The sequence below is a fragment of the Microbacterium hanjuni genome, from assembly GCF_043556395.1.
In the GTDB taxonomy this organism is placed as follows: Bacteria; Actinomycetota; Actinomycetes; order Actinomycetales; family Microbacteriaceae; genus Microbacterium.
Genome location: NZ_JBIGIK010000001.1, coordinates 860,532 through 875,224, shown reverse-complemented (window position 1 = coordinate 875,224; position 14,693 = coordinate 860,532). Strand labels below are relative to the sequence as shown.

The window sequence follows — 14,693 nt, the reverse complement described above, 5'->3', positions numbered from 1 at the left end:
TGAGAAAGGAGCACGACATGAATGTGCAACGGAAACTAGCCGGCGTGATCGCCGGCGGTGCCATCCTGGCGCTGGCCCTCGCGGGCTGCACCGGTGGCGGCGGCGATGGCGCAGCGACCGAGGACGGCGGCGGCGAGGCCACCACCATCCAGGGCGCGGACTACAACCCGCAGCCCCGTGAGAACCTGCAGGAGGGCGGGGAGGTCACCTTCCCGATCGACGAGATCACGCCCCAGCTGAACGCCAACCACTCCGACGCCACGGTCGACACCGCGCGTCTGTGGGAGTGGTACAACCCCCAGACGATCCTCATGTCGCCGGAGGGCGAGGTCTCGGCCAATCCCAACTACCTGAGCGGTTGGGACACCGAAGAGGTCGACGGCAAGACGGTCGTCACGTACACGATCAACCCCGAAGCGGTGTGGAACGACGGCACCCCGATCACGTGGAAGTCGTACGAGCAGACCTGGATCGCCCTGCGGTCGCTCGACGAGGGCTACGTTCCGAGCTCCACCGACGGCTACTCGCTGATCGAGTCCGTCACCCAGGGTGAGGACGACCGCCAGGCCGTCGTCACCTTCTCGCAGGTGTACCCGTGGACCGACGGACTGTTCTGGCACATCCTGAACCCCGCCGTGAACACTCCCGCGATCTTCAACGAGGGCTACCTCGGTGACCCCCACGCCGAGTGGGGCGCAGGTCCGTACACGATCGACGAGTTCGACGCGAACGCCGGCACCGTCTCGTTCACGCCGAACGACAAGTGGTGGGGCGACGCTCCGCTGCTCGACAAGGTCACCTTCCGTCAGCTCGACTCGACCGCCATGGTGAACGCCTTCCGCGCCGGCGAGATCGACTACGCCGACAACCTGACCGCCGACAACCTGGCTCAGGTCGAGGGCGGCGACGATGTGACGATCCACAGAGCACAGCGCACGTCGACGAACCTCCTCGAGATCGACTCGACCAAGCCGCAGTTCTCGGACCTCGCGGTGCGCGAGGCCATGTTCAAGGCCATCAACCGCGACCAGATCAAAGAGGTCGTCTGGAACGGTCTGGACTACACCGAGGCGGACTCCAACTCGCTGCTGCTGTTCCCCTTCCAGGAGGGCTACACCGACGCGCTGACCGACGCGGGTTGGTCGTACAACGTCGACGAGGCCAACTCCATGCTCGACGAGGCCGGCTGGACGGCCGGCGACGACGGCACCCGTGAGAAGGACGGCGTGCGCCTCGAAGGCACTCTGCCGGTCTTCAGCGACGACCCCATCGCCGAGGCGCGTGCCCGCGTCATCCAGTCGCAGCTCGCGGCGGTCGGCGTGGACGTGGAGATCGACATCCGTCCCTCGCAGGACTTCTCCACCGACCTCAGCACGAAGAACTGGGATCTCGTCATGCTCGGCTTCTCCTCGAGCGACCCGTACGGCGTGGCCTACATGTGCCAGATCTACTGCTCCGACAGCGGATTGAACCTCTCGAGCACCTCCACGCCCGAGATCGATGCGCGCATCGCCGACGAGGTCGTGGCTCTCCCCACCCAGGATGAGCAGATCGCGGCGGGCATGAAGCTCGAGTCCGAGATCATCGCCGAGACGTGGGGCATCCTGCCCCTCTACGCCGGTCCCTGGATCGCCGCCGCCCGCACGGGCTTGGCGAACCTGACCCCCGAGACCTACACGGGTCTCGACCTCTTCGGGCTCCAGCCCGTCGAGAACGTGGGATGGATGAAGTAGGACTGCTTCACCAGGAGGGCCCGGCGCAGCACTGCGCCGGGCCCTCCTGCGTGTAGACCTCCTCTACAACCTGCGCGGTTTCTCGGGGCGCGGTCTGTCAGATTGCTCCACAGGGGGGTGGGCGAATTAAAGGTATGTAACGTTTGGCCTTCGCGTTTTGACCAATGCGAATCGTTTACCTATCGTTTCCCCTATCTGCGTCCCGCTGAGGCCCCCGACTCCGCGTGGACGCGCTCACCCCTTGCACAGGAGGAAATGTGTCGAAGAACACGTGGCGCAAACGCGCCCTCGCAGCAGGAGCGGGAGTCGCGATCACCGCGATCGCCCTCGCCGGCTGCTCCGGCGGTGGCAGCGAGTCCGCTGACCCGTCGACCGGTGGATCGAACAGCGCGATCATCACCACGAACGGTTCTGAGCCGGAGAACCCGCTCATCCCCACCGCGACCAACGAGGTCGGCGGCGGCAAGATCCTCGACGCGATCTTCGCCGGTCTGGTGTCGTACGAGGCTGACGGCGCGACCGTCAACGACATGGCCGAAGAGATCACGGTCGAGGACCCGCAGCACCTCACCGTCAAGCTGAAGGAGGGCCAGACCTTCTCCGATGGTGAGGAAGTCACGTCCGACAACTTCATCAAGGCGTGGAACTACGGCGCTCAGCTGTCGAACGAGCAGCTCAACAGCTACTTCTTCGAAGACATCGAGGGCTTCAGCTACGACGCGGACTCCGAGCTCACCGGTCTGGTCGAGGTCGACCCGTACACCTTCACGATCGCGCTGAACAAGCCGGCGTCGGACTTCCAGACGCGTCTGGGCTACTCCGCGTTCTACCCGCTTCCCGACGCCGCCTTCGACGACATGGAAGCCTTCGGCGAGAACCCGATCGGCAACGGCCCGTACAAGCTGGCCAGCGACGGTGCGTGGCAGCACAACGTGCAGATCGACCTGGTCAAGAACGACTCGTACCAGGGCGTGCGTCAGGCGCAGAACGGTGGCCTCACGATCACGTTCTACGCGACGCAGGATGCCGCGTACGCCGACCTGCTCGATGGTGCCGTCGACGTGATCGACGCGATCCCGCCGTCGTCCATGGCTTCGTTCGAGTCCGACCTCGGTGACCGTGCTGTCAACCAGCCCGCCGCCGTCTTCCAGTCCTTCACGATCCCGGAGCGCCTCGAGCACTTCTCGGGTGAAGAGGGCGACCTGCGTCGTCAGGCGATCTCGATGGCCATCAACCGCGAAGAGATCACCACCACGGTGTTCCAGGGCAGCCGCACGCCGGCCAGCGACTTCACGTCGCCGGTCATCGACGGCTGGTCCGACTCGCTCGAGGGCGCGGACGTGCTGGCGTACAACCCCGACAAGGCGAAGGAACTGTGGGCCGAGGCCGACGCCATCTCGCCCTGGAGCGGAACGTTCCAGATCGCGTACAACGCCGACGGTGGACACGACGTCTGGGTCGACGCGGTGTCGAACTCGATCAAGAACACGCTGGGCATCGACGCTTCGGGTAACGCTTACCCGACGTTCGCCGAGGCTCGCGAGCTGATCAACGGCCGCACCATCACGACGGCGTACCGCACCGGATGGCAGGCCGACTACCCGGGTCTGTACAACTTCCTCGCGCCGCTGTACGCGACCGGCGGAAGCGCCAACACGGGCGACTACTCCAACCCCGAGGTCGACGCGCTCCTCCAGGAGGGCATCGCCACCACGGACACCGCAGAGGCGAACGAGCTGTACGGACAGGCGCAGACCATCCTGTTCAACGACCTGCCCGCGATCCCGCTGTGGTACTCCAACGTCACCGGCGGTTACGCTGAGGGCGTTCAGAACGTCGAGTTCGGTTGGAACTCGGTCCCGCTGTACCACGAGATCACCAAGGCGGAGTAACCCGCCGAAGCACACCTCGCGAGGCGGTGGCGTCAATGCCACCGCCTCGCGACATGTGTCGCCACGGAAAAAACCGTGCCGCGCCCGCGGCGCACGGCGACGACCTCAGGCACACGGGCCGCACAACAAGCGGCGTGCCAAACGATCTCGGAGGGAGTTGGGGATGGCCATTTACATCCTCAGACGCATTCTGCAGGTGATCCCGGTGTTCTTCGGGGCCACTCTGCTCATCTACTTCATGGTTTTCGCCATGCCCGGCGACCCGATCGCCGCTCTGTTCGGCGATCGCGTGCCGAACCCTGCAGTCCTCGCGCAGATCCGCGCGGAGTACCACCTCGACGACCCGTTCCTGGTGCAGTACTTCTACTACATCACCGGCGTTCTGCGCGGTGACTTCGGCGTGAGCTTCTCCGGTCAGCCCGTCAGCGAGGTGCTCGTTCGCACCTTCCCGGTCACCGCCCGTCTCGCCGTGCTCGCCATCGCAATCGAACTCACGCTCGCCGTGGTCATCGGCACCATCTCGGGTCTTCGCAAGGGCAAGCTGTTCGACAACACCTCGCTCGTGATCGCCCTCGTCTTCGTGGGTGTGCCGATCTTCGTCCTGGCGTTCCTGGCGCAGTTCTTCCTCGGCATCCAACTCGGGTGGTTCCGCGCCACGGTCGGAGCGCAGAACGGCTGGTTCGACCTGACGCTCCCCGCCATCGTGCTGGGTCTCAGTCTTTATGCGACGAGCATGCGCCTCACCCGCGCCTCCGTCATCGACACCCTCAACCAGGACTGGGTGCGCACGGCCTACAGCAAGGGGCTCCCGCGTCGGCGGGTCATCCCCGTGCACGTCCTGCGCAACTCGCTCATCCCCACCATCACGAACACCGCCACCAACTTCGGCGTGCTGCTCGTGGGCGCCACGGTCACCGAGGGCATCTTCAACGTCCCCGGTGTCGGAAACACCCTCTATCAGGCGACCGTCCGTCAGGAGGGGCCCACCGTGGTCTCCTTCGTGACGGTCTTCGTCATCGTGTACGTGCTGGTCAACCTCGTGGTCGACCTGCTGTACGGCCTGCTCGACCCGAGGATCCGCTATGCCAAGTGATCGTTACACCCAGCCGCATTTCGTCGCGCCGGTGAAGGACGCCGCCATCGAGGTGGACGCCGTCCGCGTCGAGGCGAAGCCGAGCAGCCTGTGGCGCGACGCGTGGCGCGACATCCGCCGCCGCCCGACCTTCTGGGTGACCGCCGTCGTCGTGCTCGTCATCATCGTGATGGCGCTCGCGCCCACCCTGTTCACCCAGACCCCGCCGAACAGCGACTGCCAGCTCGCCAACAGCAACGGCGGTCCGACCTCGGGCCACCCGCTCGGCTTCACGTTCCAGGGCTGCGACATCTACGCCCGCATCGTCTGGGGCGCGCAGACCTCCCTGATCGTGGGCCTCCTGGCGACGCTCATCGGCACCGTCATCGGCGTCGTCGTCGGCGCGCTGTCGGGGTACTACGGCGGATGGCTCGACTCGGTGCTCTCGCGTGTCGGCGACATCTTCTTCTCGATCCCTTACATCCTCGCCGCGATCGTCGTGATGAGCGTGTTCTCCGAGAGCCGTACCCCGCTCGTGCTCGCCCTGGCCATCGGTGGGTTCGCGTGGGCCTCCACGGCACGCGTGATCCGGGCCGAGATCCTGCGCGTGCGCCAGGCCGACTTCGTCACCGCCTCGCGCGCCCTGGGTCTGTCGAACTTCCGCACCCTGCTCGCCCACGTCTTCCCCAACGCCCTGGCTCCGGTCATCGTCGTGGCGACCATCACCCTGGGTGCCGCGATCTCGGCCGAGGCGACCCTGTCGTTCCTGGGTGTCGGGCTCGGCAGCAGCACCATGTCGTGGGGTCTGGACATCAGCCAGGCGCAGCAGTCGCTGCGTGTGGCCCCCATGGCGCTCATCTACCCCTCGATCGCGCTCACCGTCACAGTGCTCGCGTTCATCATCCTGGGCGAATTGCTTCGCGACGCCCTCGACCCGAAGGCGAGGGCACGCCGATGAGCACCGTCGACAACGCGCCGCTGCTGTCCATCCGCAACCTGCGGGTCTCTTTCGACGCCGGCAAGGTCTCGCGCGAGGTACTTCACGGGGTCAGCCTCGATGTGCACCGCGGCGAGACCGTCGCGATCGTGGGGGAGTCCGGCTCGGGCAAGTCCACCACCGCGTCGGCGATCATCAACCTGCTGCCCGGCACCGGGCACGTCACCTCCGGCGAGATCACCCTCGACGGTCGCGACCTCACCACCCTCACCTCCTCGCAGATGGAGCAGGTGCGCGGGCGCGAGATCGGGTACGTGCCGCAGGATCCGATGTCGAACCTCAACCCGGTGTGGAGCATCGGCTTCCAGGTGAAGGAGGCCATCAAGGCCAACGGCATCGCGACCGGTCGCCAAGAGGTCGAGCAGCGCGCGATCGAGGTGCTCCAGCAGGCCGGCCTGCAGGACGCGGCTCGTCGCCTCCACCAGTTCCCGCACCAGTTCTCCGGCGGTATGCGCCAGCGCGCGCTGATCGGCATCGGCCTGGCCGCCGACCCTCAGCTGCTCGTCGCCGATGAGCCCACCTCGGCGCTGGACGTCACCGTGCAGCGCGTGATCCTCGATCACATGGCCAAGCTCGCCCGCGAGAAGGGCACCTCCGTGCTGCTGATCACGCACGACCTCGGCCTCGCGGCCGAGCGTGCCGACACGATCGTGGTCATGAGCCAGGGCGAGATCGTCGAATCCGGCCCGAGCCGCGAGATCCTCGAGCACCCCCAGCATCCGTACACCCAGAAGCTGGTCGCCGCGGCACCGAGCCTCGCCTCGCAGCGCATCCAGGCGCGCGCGGAGGATCGCGGTCTGCAGCGACTCGACGACCTCACCACGGCCGCGCCGGCGATCACGGTGACCGACCTGGTGAAGGAGTACCGCATCCGCCAGGGCGGTTTCCGCAGCGAGCCGTTCCGCGCCGTCGACGGCATCTCGTTCGAGATCCCGCGCGGCAAGACGCTCGCCCTGGTCGGCGAGTCCGGTTCGGGCAAGTCGACCGTGGCGAAGATGGTGCTGATGCTCGAGACGCCGACCGCCGGAACGGTGGCCGTCGACGGTGTCGACACGGCCAAGCTCTCGAGCCGGCAGGCGTTCGACCTGCGTCGACGCATGCAGCCGGTGTTCCAGGACCCGTACGGTTCGCTCGATCCGCTGCGCAACATCGGCGGCACGATCGCGGAGCCGCTGGAGATCCACAAGGTCGGCGACGGCAAGTCGCGTCGCGCGCGGGTGCTCGAGCTGCTCGACCAGGTGTCGCTGCCCCGCGACCTCGCCTCGCGCTACCCGAACGAGCTCTCCGGTGGTCAGCGGCAGCGTGTCGCGATCGCGAGGGCGCTCGCGCTCAAGCCCGACATCATCGTGCTCGACGAGGCGGTCTCGGCGCTGGACGTGCTGGTGCAGGATCAGATCCTGAACCTGCTCTCCGACCTGCAGAGCGAGCTCGGACTCAGCTACCTGTTCATCACGCACGACCTCGCGGTCGTTCGTGTCGTGGCCGACCTGGTCGCCGTGATGGAACGCGGCAAGATCGTCGAGCAGGGCACGGTGGATGAGATCTTCGCCCACCCGACCGAGGCGTACACGCGCCGGCTGCTCGAGGCCATCCCCGGAGCCTCGCTACCGCTCGGCGGCGTGTCCTGACACGCACCGTCTACCGCGGGGCCTCCGCACCCTGGGTGCTCGGAGGCCTCGCGCTGGTGTGCGCTCTGCTGCTGGCCGATGTCGTGGCCCGCGGCAGCGTCGTGCAGGCGCTGCTCATCGTGCCGTGGATGCTGGCGGTCCTCTGGTTCGCCTACGTGGTGTGGTTCGCCTCGCACGTCGAGACGGATGCCGAGGGCATCACCGTGCAGAACCTGCTGCGGCGCACCCGGGTGCCGTGGGGGAGGGTGACGGCCATCGACCTGCGGTGGCAGGTCGAGGTGACCCTCGACGACGACACCGTGGTCAACTCCTTCGGCGGCCCCTCGCCCTCGCGGCGGGGCAGGTTGGTAACCCGCTCGACCCCCGATTCGGCGACGGTGCAGACCGGCCGGATCGTGGACGACTGGATCGCCGCGGGCGACGCTGCGGGCGGTCCGGTGCAGCGCAGTTGGGACGTCCCGGCGCTGATCGCACTCGTCGTGATCGCCGTCTGGGCGGTCATCGCGGTGCTCGTCGCCGGGGTATAGGCCTCGGCGGATAGAATAGGTGGTGCCCGGTTCCGGGCAATACCCCGAAGTGCAAGGATTTTTTCATGGCGCACGCCCTCCGTTCCGATCTGCGCAACGTCGCAATCGTCGCGCACGTCGACCACGGCAAGACGACGCTCGTTGACGCGATGCTCCGCCAGACCGGCTCGTTCGGCTCTCACGAGCACATGGAAGAGCGCGCGATGGACTCGAACGATCTCGAGCGCGAAAAGGGCATCACGATCCTCGCGAAGAACACCACGATCACCTACAGCGGCAAGCACACCGAAGAGCCGATCACGATCAACGTGATCGACACCCCCGGTCACGCCGACTTCGGTGGCGAGGTCGAGCGCGGCCTGTCCATGGTCGATGGCGTCGTGCTGCTCGTGGATGCTTCCGAGGGCCCGCTTCCCCAGACCCGCTTCGTGCTGCGCAAGGCGCTCGAGGCGAAGCTGCCGGTGATCCTCCTCGTCAACAAGACCGACCGCCCCGACGCGCGCATCGCCGAGGTCGAGGAAGAGGCCCACGACCTGCTGCTGGGCCTCGCATCCGATCTTCAGGACGACGTGCCCGACCTCGACGTCGACGCCCTGCTCGACGTACCGGTGGTCTACGCGTCCGGTCGTGCCGGTGCGGCGTCGCGCAACCGTCCCGAGAACGGCTCGCTGCCCGACAACGACGACCTCGAGCCGCTGTTCGAGGCGATCCTCCAGCACGTCCCCGCGCCGTCGTACGACGACGAGGCGCCGCTGCAGGCCTGGGTCACCAACCTCGACTCCTCGCCGTTCCTCGGCCGCCTCGCTCTGCTGCGCGTCTTCAACGGCACGCTGAAGAAGGGCCAGACCGTGGCCTGGGTGCGCGCCGACGGCTCCACCGCCAACGCCCGCATCACCGAGCTGCTCAAGACCCGCGCGCTCGAGCGCTACCCCGCCGAATCGGCCGGCCCCGGCGACATCGTCGCCATCGCCGGTTTCGAGGACATCACCATCGGCGAGACGATCGCCGACCCCGAAGACGTGCGCCCGCTGCCGCAGATCCACGTCGACGACCCGGCGATCTCGATGACGATCGGCACGAACACCTCGCCGCTGATGGGCAAGGTCAAGGGCCACAAGCTCACCGCGCGCATGGTCAAGGACCGCCTCGACCGCGAGCTCATCGGTAACGTCTCGATCAAGGTCGTCGACATCGGTCGACCGGATGCCTGGGAAGTCCAGGGTCGTGGCGAGCTCGCCCTCGCCATCCTCGTGGAGAACATGCGCCGCGAAGGCTTCGAGCTCACCGTCGGTAAGCCCCAGGTGGTCACCAAGAAGGTCGACGGCAAGACGTTCGAGCCCTTCGAGCACCTGACGATCGACGCACCCGAGGAGTACCTCGGCGCGATCACGCAGCTGCTGGCGGCGCGCAAGGGCCGCATGGAGAACATGACCAACCACGGCACCGGCTGGGTGCGCATGGAGTTCATCGTCCCCTCGCGCGGTCTCATCGGCTTCCGTACCGAGTTCTTGACCACCACGCGCGGCACCGGTATCGCCAACGCGATCTCCCACGGCTACGAGGCCTGGGCCGGCGCCATCTCGACCCGTCAGAACGGCTCGATCGTCGCCGACCGCTCGGGCGTCGTCACCCCCTTCGCGATGATCGCTCTGCAGGAGCGCATGTCGTTCTTCGTGCAGCCCACGCAGGAGGTCTACGAGGGAATGGTCGTCGGCGAGAACTCGCGCGCCGATGACATGGACGTGAACATCACGAAGGAGAAGAAGCTCACCAACATGCGTGCAGCCAGCTCCGACACCTTCGAGTCGATGACCCCGCCGCGCCTGTTGACGCTCGAGGAGAGCCTCGAGTTCGCCCGTGACGACGAATGCGTCGAGGTCACCCCCGAGGTCGTGCGCATCCGCAAGGTCGAGCTCGACGCGAACGCCCGTGGCCGCAGCTACTCGCGCCTCAAGCGCCAGGACGCCGGCGCCTGATCGCCTTCCGCTGAACGAGGGGGTCCACCGAGTCATCGGTGGACCCCCTCGGCGTTTCCCCCCGCGTCGGTAGCATCGAGCGGGTGACCGACGCGCCCGTGCCCGACGCCGCGTCCCGCGGCGCAGCACGCCAGGGACTCGCCGTGGCGCTCGCGACGAGCGCGTACGGCGTGTCGTTCGGCGCCCTCGCCGTAGCATCCGGTCTCGACGTCTGGCAGGCGTGCGTGCTGAGCGCGCTGATGTTCACGGGCGGGTCGCAATACGCCTTCGTCGGGGTGATCGGTGCGGGCGGGGTCGCCGCGGCTCCTGCCGCCATCGCCTCCTCGGCCCTGCTCGGGGTGCGCAATGCCGCATACGCGATGCGCATGGCACCGGTGGTCGGCGGGGGATTCTGGCGCCGAGCCGCCGCCGTGACATTCACGATCGACGAATCGACGGCCGTCGCGCTCGCGCAGTCGACGCCGCGTGCGCGGGCGGTGGGCTTCTGGGTGACCGGCATCGGGATCTACCTGGGGTGGAACATCTCGACCCTGCTGGGCGCGCTCCTCGGCGACGTGCTCGGCGACCCCCGCCAGTACGGACTGGATGCTGCCGCCGCAGCAGCCTTCCTCGCGCTGCTGTGGCCGCGACTGCGCGGACGCCAGGCCATCGCCGTGGGTGCGGCCGCGGCCGTGGTCGCGGCGGCCCTCACGCCAGCGCTGATGCCGGGGCTGCCCGTCATCGCGGCGGCGCTCGTGGCGCTGGCCGTCGGGTGGTTCAACTGGTTCGCCCCGTCCGGCGGCGCCGGGGTCGATCCGGCCGGGCGGGAGGGGGAGCCGTGACGCTCTGGAACGCCGTGCTCCTCGCATCCGTTCTCTGCCTCGCCGTCAAGGCGGTGGGCTACGCGGTGCCGGGGCACTGGCTCGAGGCTCCGCGCCCGGCGCGGATCGCCGACCTGCTCACCGTGGCGCTGCTGGCCGCCCTCGTGGCCGTACAGGCCCTCGGCGTGGGTCAGGCGATCGTGGTGGACGCCCGCCTGCCGGCGCTCCTCGTCGCGGCCGGTCTCTTGGCCCTCCGAGCGCCGTTCCTGGTCGTGGTCACCGCCGCCGCCCTCGTGGCCGCGTTGCTGCGGCTGTGGGGCTGGGCCGCCTGACCCGCCGTCCTCGCCCCGGGCGCGCACAACGTCGGAGCTTTCGCCCGGCCCCTGCCCCAGGCGAGTGTCGCATCGGCGTGTCGCCGATAACCTCCGAAGTCGTGCACGCGGGCGGTGGGCCCGCCCCGGCGTGCACAACTTCGGAGCTTTCGCCCGGCCCCGGCCCCAGGCCCGTGTCGCATCGGCGTGTTGCCCATAACCTTCGAAGTTGTGCACCGGGCGGTGGGCCCGCCCGAGCGCGCACGACTTCGGAGCTTCCGCCCGGCCCCGGCCCGAGGCCCGTGTCGCATCGGCGTGTCGCCCATAACCTCCGAAGTTGTGCACGCGGGCGGTGGGCCCGCCCCGAGCGCGCACGACTTCGGAGCTTCCGCCCGGCCCCGGGCCCAGGCCCGTGTCGCACCGGCGTGTCACCCATAACCTCCGAAGTCGTGCACCGGGGCGGCCCCCAGGAGCCCGGCTTAGACTGGCGCGGTGTCGAAGCAGGTCTCCCGAATACTGGCGTGGCTCATCGCGGCCGTGATCGGCGCGGTCTACGGCACCGCGGCGACCATCGCCCATGCGTTCACCGCCGGCATTCTGCCCATCGGGCTCGTGCTGGCGACCGTGGGCACGGCCGCCCTCCTAATCGCCCTGCGCCTGCTCGCCGAAGACCGCTGGACGGCCTTGGCCGGAGGGCTCGGGATGCTGGCGGCGACGGTGTTGTTCTCGGGTATCGGCCCCGGCGGCTCGGCCGTGGTGGCCGCTCCCACACCCGACACGGAGTGGATTCCCGCGACGTGGACCTTCGTGGTTCCGATCCTCGTCGCACTGGTCGTCGCCTGGCCTGACGTCTCGCGCCTCCGGACGGGACCTAAACTGGAGGGGTGACGTATGTGATCGCCCTCCCGTGCGTGGATGTCAAAGACCGCGCCTGCATCGACGAATGTCCGGTCGACTGCATCTACGAGGGTGAACGCTCTCTGTACATCCACCCCGACGAATGCGTCGACTGCGGTGCGTGCGAGCCGGTCTGCCCGGTCGAGGCGATCTACTACGAAGACGATCTCCCCGACGAGTGGCGCGACTACTACAAGGCCAACGTCGAGTTCTTCGACGACATCGGCTCGCCCGGTGGAGCAGCCAAGGTCGGCGTGATCGCCAAGGATCACCCCGTCATCTCGGTCCTGCCCCCGCAGGGCGAGTGACCGCGCAGAACAGGGCGGCGGCCTGATGGGCGTCTCCGACCTCGCCGACTACCCTTGGGATGCGGTCGCCCCGTACGCGGAGCGCGCCCGACAGCACCGCGGCGGCATCGTGGATCTCTCGATCGGGTCCCCTGTCGATGAGACCCCGGCCATCATCGCCGCCGAACTCGCGAACGCCACCGACGCCCACGCCTACCCGCAGGCCGCCGGCACACCGGCGCTGCGCTCGGCGATCGCGGAATGGTACGACCGACGCCGCGGGGTGCCCGGGCTGAACGACACCCACGTGCTGCCCACGGTGGGCTCGAAAGAGCTCGTCGCGCTGCTGCCCCTGCTGCTCGACCTCCGTCCCGGCGACGTCGTGGTGCACCCGCGCGCGGCGTATCCGACCTACGAGGTCGGCGCGCGGGTCGTGGGTGCCACGCCCGTAGCCGCCGATGACCCCGCCGACTGGCCGCAGGGCACCAAGCTCGTCTGGCTCAACAGCCCCGGCAACCCCGACGGGCGAGTACTCGGTGTCGAGGAGCTGCGCGCCGCCGCGGCCCGGGCACGGGAGCTGGGCGCGGTGCTCGCTTCCGACGAGTGCTACGCCGAACTCGGCTGGGAGGGGGAGTGGGCGGATGCTGCGATCCCCAGCGTGCTGGATCCGCGGGTGACCGCCGGCGACCTCACCGGGCTCCTGTCCGTGTACTCCCTCAGCAAGCAGTCGAACCTCGCCGGCTACCGCGCCGCGTTCCTCGCCGGCGATCCCGCGCTCGTCGCCCGGTTGCTTGCGGCGCGGCGTCACCTCGGCCTGCTTCCGCCCGCCCCGGTGCAGCGCGCGATGACGGTGGCGCTCCTCGACGACGCGCACGTCGTCGAGCAGAAGGCGCGTTACGCCCGGCGGCGCAGCATCCTGAAACCCGCCCTCGAGGCGGCGGGGTTCCGCATCGACCGCAGCGAGGCGGGCCTGTATCTCTGGGCGACCGAGGGCCGCGACGCGTGGGAGAGCCTCGGTCGACTGGCCGATCTCGGCGTGTTGGCGGGCCCGGGGGCGTTCTACGGCCCGTTCTTCCCGCAGCACGTGCGCCTGTCGCTGACGGCGACGGACGAACGCATCGCGGCAGCGGCGGAACGCCTCGCCGCCGTCTGATCCGGCCCCGTTTGGTGGCATCCTCCACCGGCCGTACACATCTTTTGGTCGTGTCGGCCGTACCGCCCGACGGCTTATAGGCTGTAGCGACCGACCCGTTTTTCGCAAGGAGGCGCCATGAGCGACGCGGCAGATCAGCAGCAGAAAGCCACCGTCACCATCGGCGGCACCACGGCAGAATTCCCGGTCCTGCAGGGGACGGACGGAACCCCCACCGTCGACATCGCGACGTTCACGAAGCAGACGGGCCACACCACGCTCGACTACGGCTTCGTCAACACGGCTGCCACGAAGTCGGCGATCACCTTCATCGACGGCGACGAGGGCATCCTCCGTTACCGCGGGTACCCGATCGAACAGCTCGCCAAGAACAGCACCTACCTCGAGGTGGCGTGGCTGCTCATCTACGGCGAACTGCCCACGGCTGACCAGCTCGGCGAATTCGACGAGCGCATCCGTCGGCACACGCTGCTGCACGAAGACCTCAAGCGGTTCTTCTCCGCCCTCCCGCACACCGCGCACCCGATGTCGGTCCTGTCGGCCGCCACGGCGGCGCTGTCCACGTACTACGAGGGCGAGTCCGATCCGCACAACCCCGAGCACGTCGAACTGAACACGATTCGGATGCTGGCGAAGCTGCCCGTCATCGCCGCGTACGCGCACAAGAAGAGCGTCGGCCAGGCCTTCCTCTACCCCGACAACTCGCTCGGCTTCGTCGACAACTTCCTCAAGCTGAACTTCGGCGTGCTGTCCGAGGTGTACGAGGTCAACCCGGTGATGTCTCGCGCGCTCGAGCGCCTGCTCATCCTCCACGAAGACCACGAGCAGAACGCGTCGACCTCGACCGTGCGCCTCGTGGGTTCGACGGGCGCGAACCAGTTCTCCTCGATCTCGGCCGGCATCAACGCCCTGTACGGGCCGCTGCACGGCGGCGCGAACGAGGCCGTGCTGTCGATGCTCGGGCGCATTCGCGAATCCGGCGAGAGCGTCCAGCGTTTCGTCGAGCGCGTCAAGAACAAGGAAGACGGCGTGAAGCTCATGGGCTTCGGGCACCGCGTCTACAAGAACTACGACCCGCGCGCGAAGCTCGTGAAAGAGTCGGCCGACGAGGTGCTGCAGGCGCTCGGCGTGAGCGACCCGCTCCTCGACCTCGCGAAGGAGCTCGAAGAGATCGCCCTTCACGACGACTACTTCAAAGAGCGCCGGCTGTACCCGAACGTCGATTTCTACACGGGCGTCATCTACAAGGCGATGGGATTCCCCACCCGGATGTTCACCGTGCTGTTCGCGATCGGCCGCCTCCCGGGGTGGCTCGCGCACTGGACCGAGATGCAGCACGACCCGCAGACCAAGATCGGCCGCCCGCAGCAGCTGTACACGGGTGCGCCTGAGCGCAACTACCCGGGCCTCGGCTGAGCCC

Annotated in this window: 13 protein-coding genes; all 13 read left to right on the top strand. The window is 68.2% G+C overall.

The features are described from left to right. Positions 1 to 17: 17 nt before the first annotated feature. The 13 genes from ACFXP5_RS04480 (at position 18) to ACFXP5_RS04420 (ending at position 14,689) form a co-directional block, all read left to right on the top strand. A complete protein-coding gene (locus ACFXP5_RS04480; protein ID WP_394543665.1) occupies positions 18 to 1,733 on the top strand; it encodes an ABC transporter family substrate-binding protein in 1,716 nt (571 codons plus the stop codon). A gap of 257 nt (positions 1,734 to 1,990) precedes the next feature. Continuing rightward, positions 1,991 to 3,625 (top strand): peptide ABC transporter substrate-binding protein, encoded by a 1,635-nt coding sequence (locus ACFXP5_RS04475; protein ID WP_394543664.1) that lies wholly within the window; start codon positions 1,991 to 1,993, stop codon positions 3,623 to 3,625. 163 nt (positions 3,626 to 3,788) lie between these two features. Beyond that, a complete protein-coding gene (locus ACFXP5_RS04470; RefSeq protein ID WP_394543663.1) occupies positions 3,789 to 4,718 on the top strand; it encodes an ABC transporter permease in 930 nt (309 codons plus the stop codon). Further along, positions 4,708 to 5,655: an ABC transporter permease gene (locus tag ACFXP5_RS04465; RefSeq protein WP_394527227.1), complete on the top strand. Its 948-nt coding sequence runs from the start codon at positions 4,708 to 4,710 to the stop codon at positions 5,653 to 5,655. Before ACFXP5_RS04470 ends, ACFXP5_RS04465 begins: the two co-directional genes overlap by 11 nt. Next, positions 5,652 to 7,322 carry a dipeptide ABC transporter ATP-binding protein gene (locus tag ACFXP5_RS04460; RefSeq protein ID WP_394527226.1) on the top strand — a complete coding sequence of 557 codons (1,671 nt, stop codon included), beginning with the start codon at positions 5,652 to 5,654 and terminating at the stop codon, positions 7,320 to 7,322. The genes ACFXP5_RS04465 and ACFXP5_RS04460 overlap by 4 nt, the downstream gene beginning before the upstream one ends. A 35-nt stretch (positions 7,323 to 7,357) precedes the next feature. Then, positions 7,358 to 7,849, top strand: coding sequence for a PH domain-containing protein (locus ACFXP5_RS04455; RefSeq protein WP_394543662.1), 492 nt, complete (start codon positions 7,358 to 7,360; stop codon positions 7,847 to 7,849). 65 nt (positions 7,850 to 7,914) lie between these two features. Beyond that, positions 7,915 to 9,825 carry a translational GTPase TypA gene (gene typA, locus ACFXP5_RS04450; RefSeq protein WP_394527223.1) on the top strand — a complete coding sequence of 637 codons (1,911 nt, stop codon included), beginning with the start codon at positions 7,915 to 7,917 and terminating at the stop codon, positions 9,823 to 9,825. A gap of 83 nt (positions 9,826 to 9,908) precedes the next feature. After that, complete coding sequence (locus tag ACFXP5_RS04445; RefSeq protein WP_394543661.1) at positions 9,909 to 10,646, top strand: AzlC family ABC transporter permease; 738 nt, start codon at positions 9,909 to 9,911, stop codon at positions 10,644 to 10,646. Continuing rightward, positions 10,643 to 10,957: an AzlD domain-containing protein gene (locus ACFXP5_RS04440; protein WP_394527221.1), complete on the top strand. Its 315-nt coding sequence runs from the start codon at positions 10,643 to 10,645 to the stop codon at positions 10,955 to 10,957. Before ACFXP5_RS04445 ends, ACFXP5_RS04440 begins: the two co-directional genes overlap by 4 nt. A gap of 471 nt (positions 10,958 to 11,428) precedes the next feature. Continuing rightward, positions 11,429 to 11,824 (top strand): histidinol dehydrogenase, encoded by a 396-nt coding sequence (locus ACFXP5_RS04435; RefSeq protein ID WP_394527219.1) that lies wholly within the window; start codon positions 11,429 to 11,431, stop codon positions 11,822 to 11,824. After that, complete coding sequence (gene fdxA, locus ACFXP5_RS04430; protein WP_394527218.1) at positions 11,821 to 12,141, top strand: ferredoxin; 321 nt, start codon at positions 11,821 to 11,823, stop codon at positions 12,139 to 12,141. Before ACFXP5_RS04435 ends, fdxA begins: the two co-directional genes overlap by 4 nt. Before the next feature lie 25 nt (positions 12,142 to 12,166). After that, complete coding sequence (gene dapC / locus ACFXP5_RS04425; protein WP_394543660.1) at positions 12,167 to 13,273, top strand: succinyldiaminopimelate transaminase; 1,107 nt, start codon at positions 12,167 to 12,169, stop codon at positions 13,271 to 13,273. 117 nt (positions 13,274 to 13,390) lie between these two features. After that, the gene (locus ACFXP5_RS04420) at positions 13,391 to 14,689 is read left to right on the top strand and encodes a citrate synthase (RefSeq protein WP_394527215.1); all 1,299 of its coding nucleotides are present in this window, start codon (positions 13,391 to 13,393) and stop codon (positions 14,687 to 14,689) included. Positions 14,690 to 14,693 lie beyond the last annotated feature (4 nt).

Excerpts from the sequence above, each read along its gene's own strand:
- typA (WP_394527223.1), top strand. The coding sequence starts at position 7,915 with ATGGCGCACGCCCTCCGTTCCGATCTGCGCAACGTCGCAATCGTCGCG.
- ACFXP5_RS04465 (WP_394527227.1), top strand. The coding sequence starts at position 4,708 with ATGCCAAGTGATCGTTACACCCAGCCGCATTTCGTCGCGCCGGTGAAG.
- dapC (WP_394543660.1), top strand. The coding sequence starts at position 12,167 with ATGGGCGTCTCCGACCTCGCCGACTACCCTTGGGATGCGGTCGCCCCG.
- ACFXP5_RS04470 (WP_394543663.1), top strand. The coding sequence starts at position 3,789 with ATGGCCATTTACATCCTCAGACGCATTCTGCAGGTGATCCCGGTGTTC.
- ACFXP5_RS04460 (WP_394527226.1), top strand. The coding sequence starts at position 5,652 with ATGAGCACCGTCGACAACGCGCCGCTGCTGTCCATCCGCAACCTGCGG.
- ACFXP5_RS04420 (WP_394527215.1), top strand. The coding sequence starts at position 13,391 with ATGAGCGACGCGGCAGATCAGCAGCAGAAAGCCACCGTCACCATCGGC.
- ACFXP5_RS04480 (WP_394543665.1), top strand. The coding sequence starts at position 18 with ATGAATGTGCAACGGAAACTAGCCGGCGTGATCGCCGGCGGTGCCATC.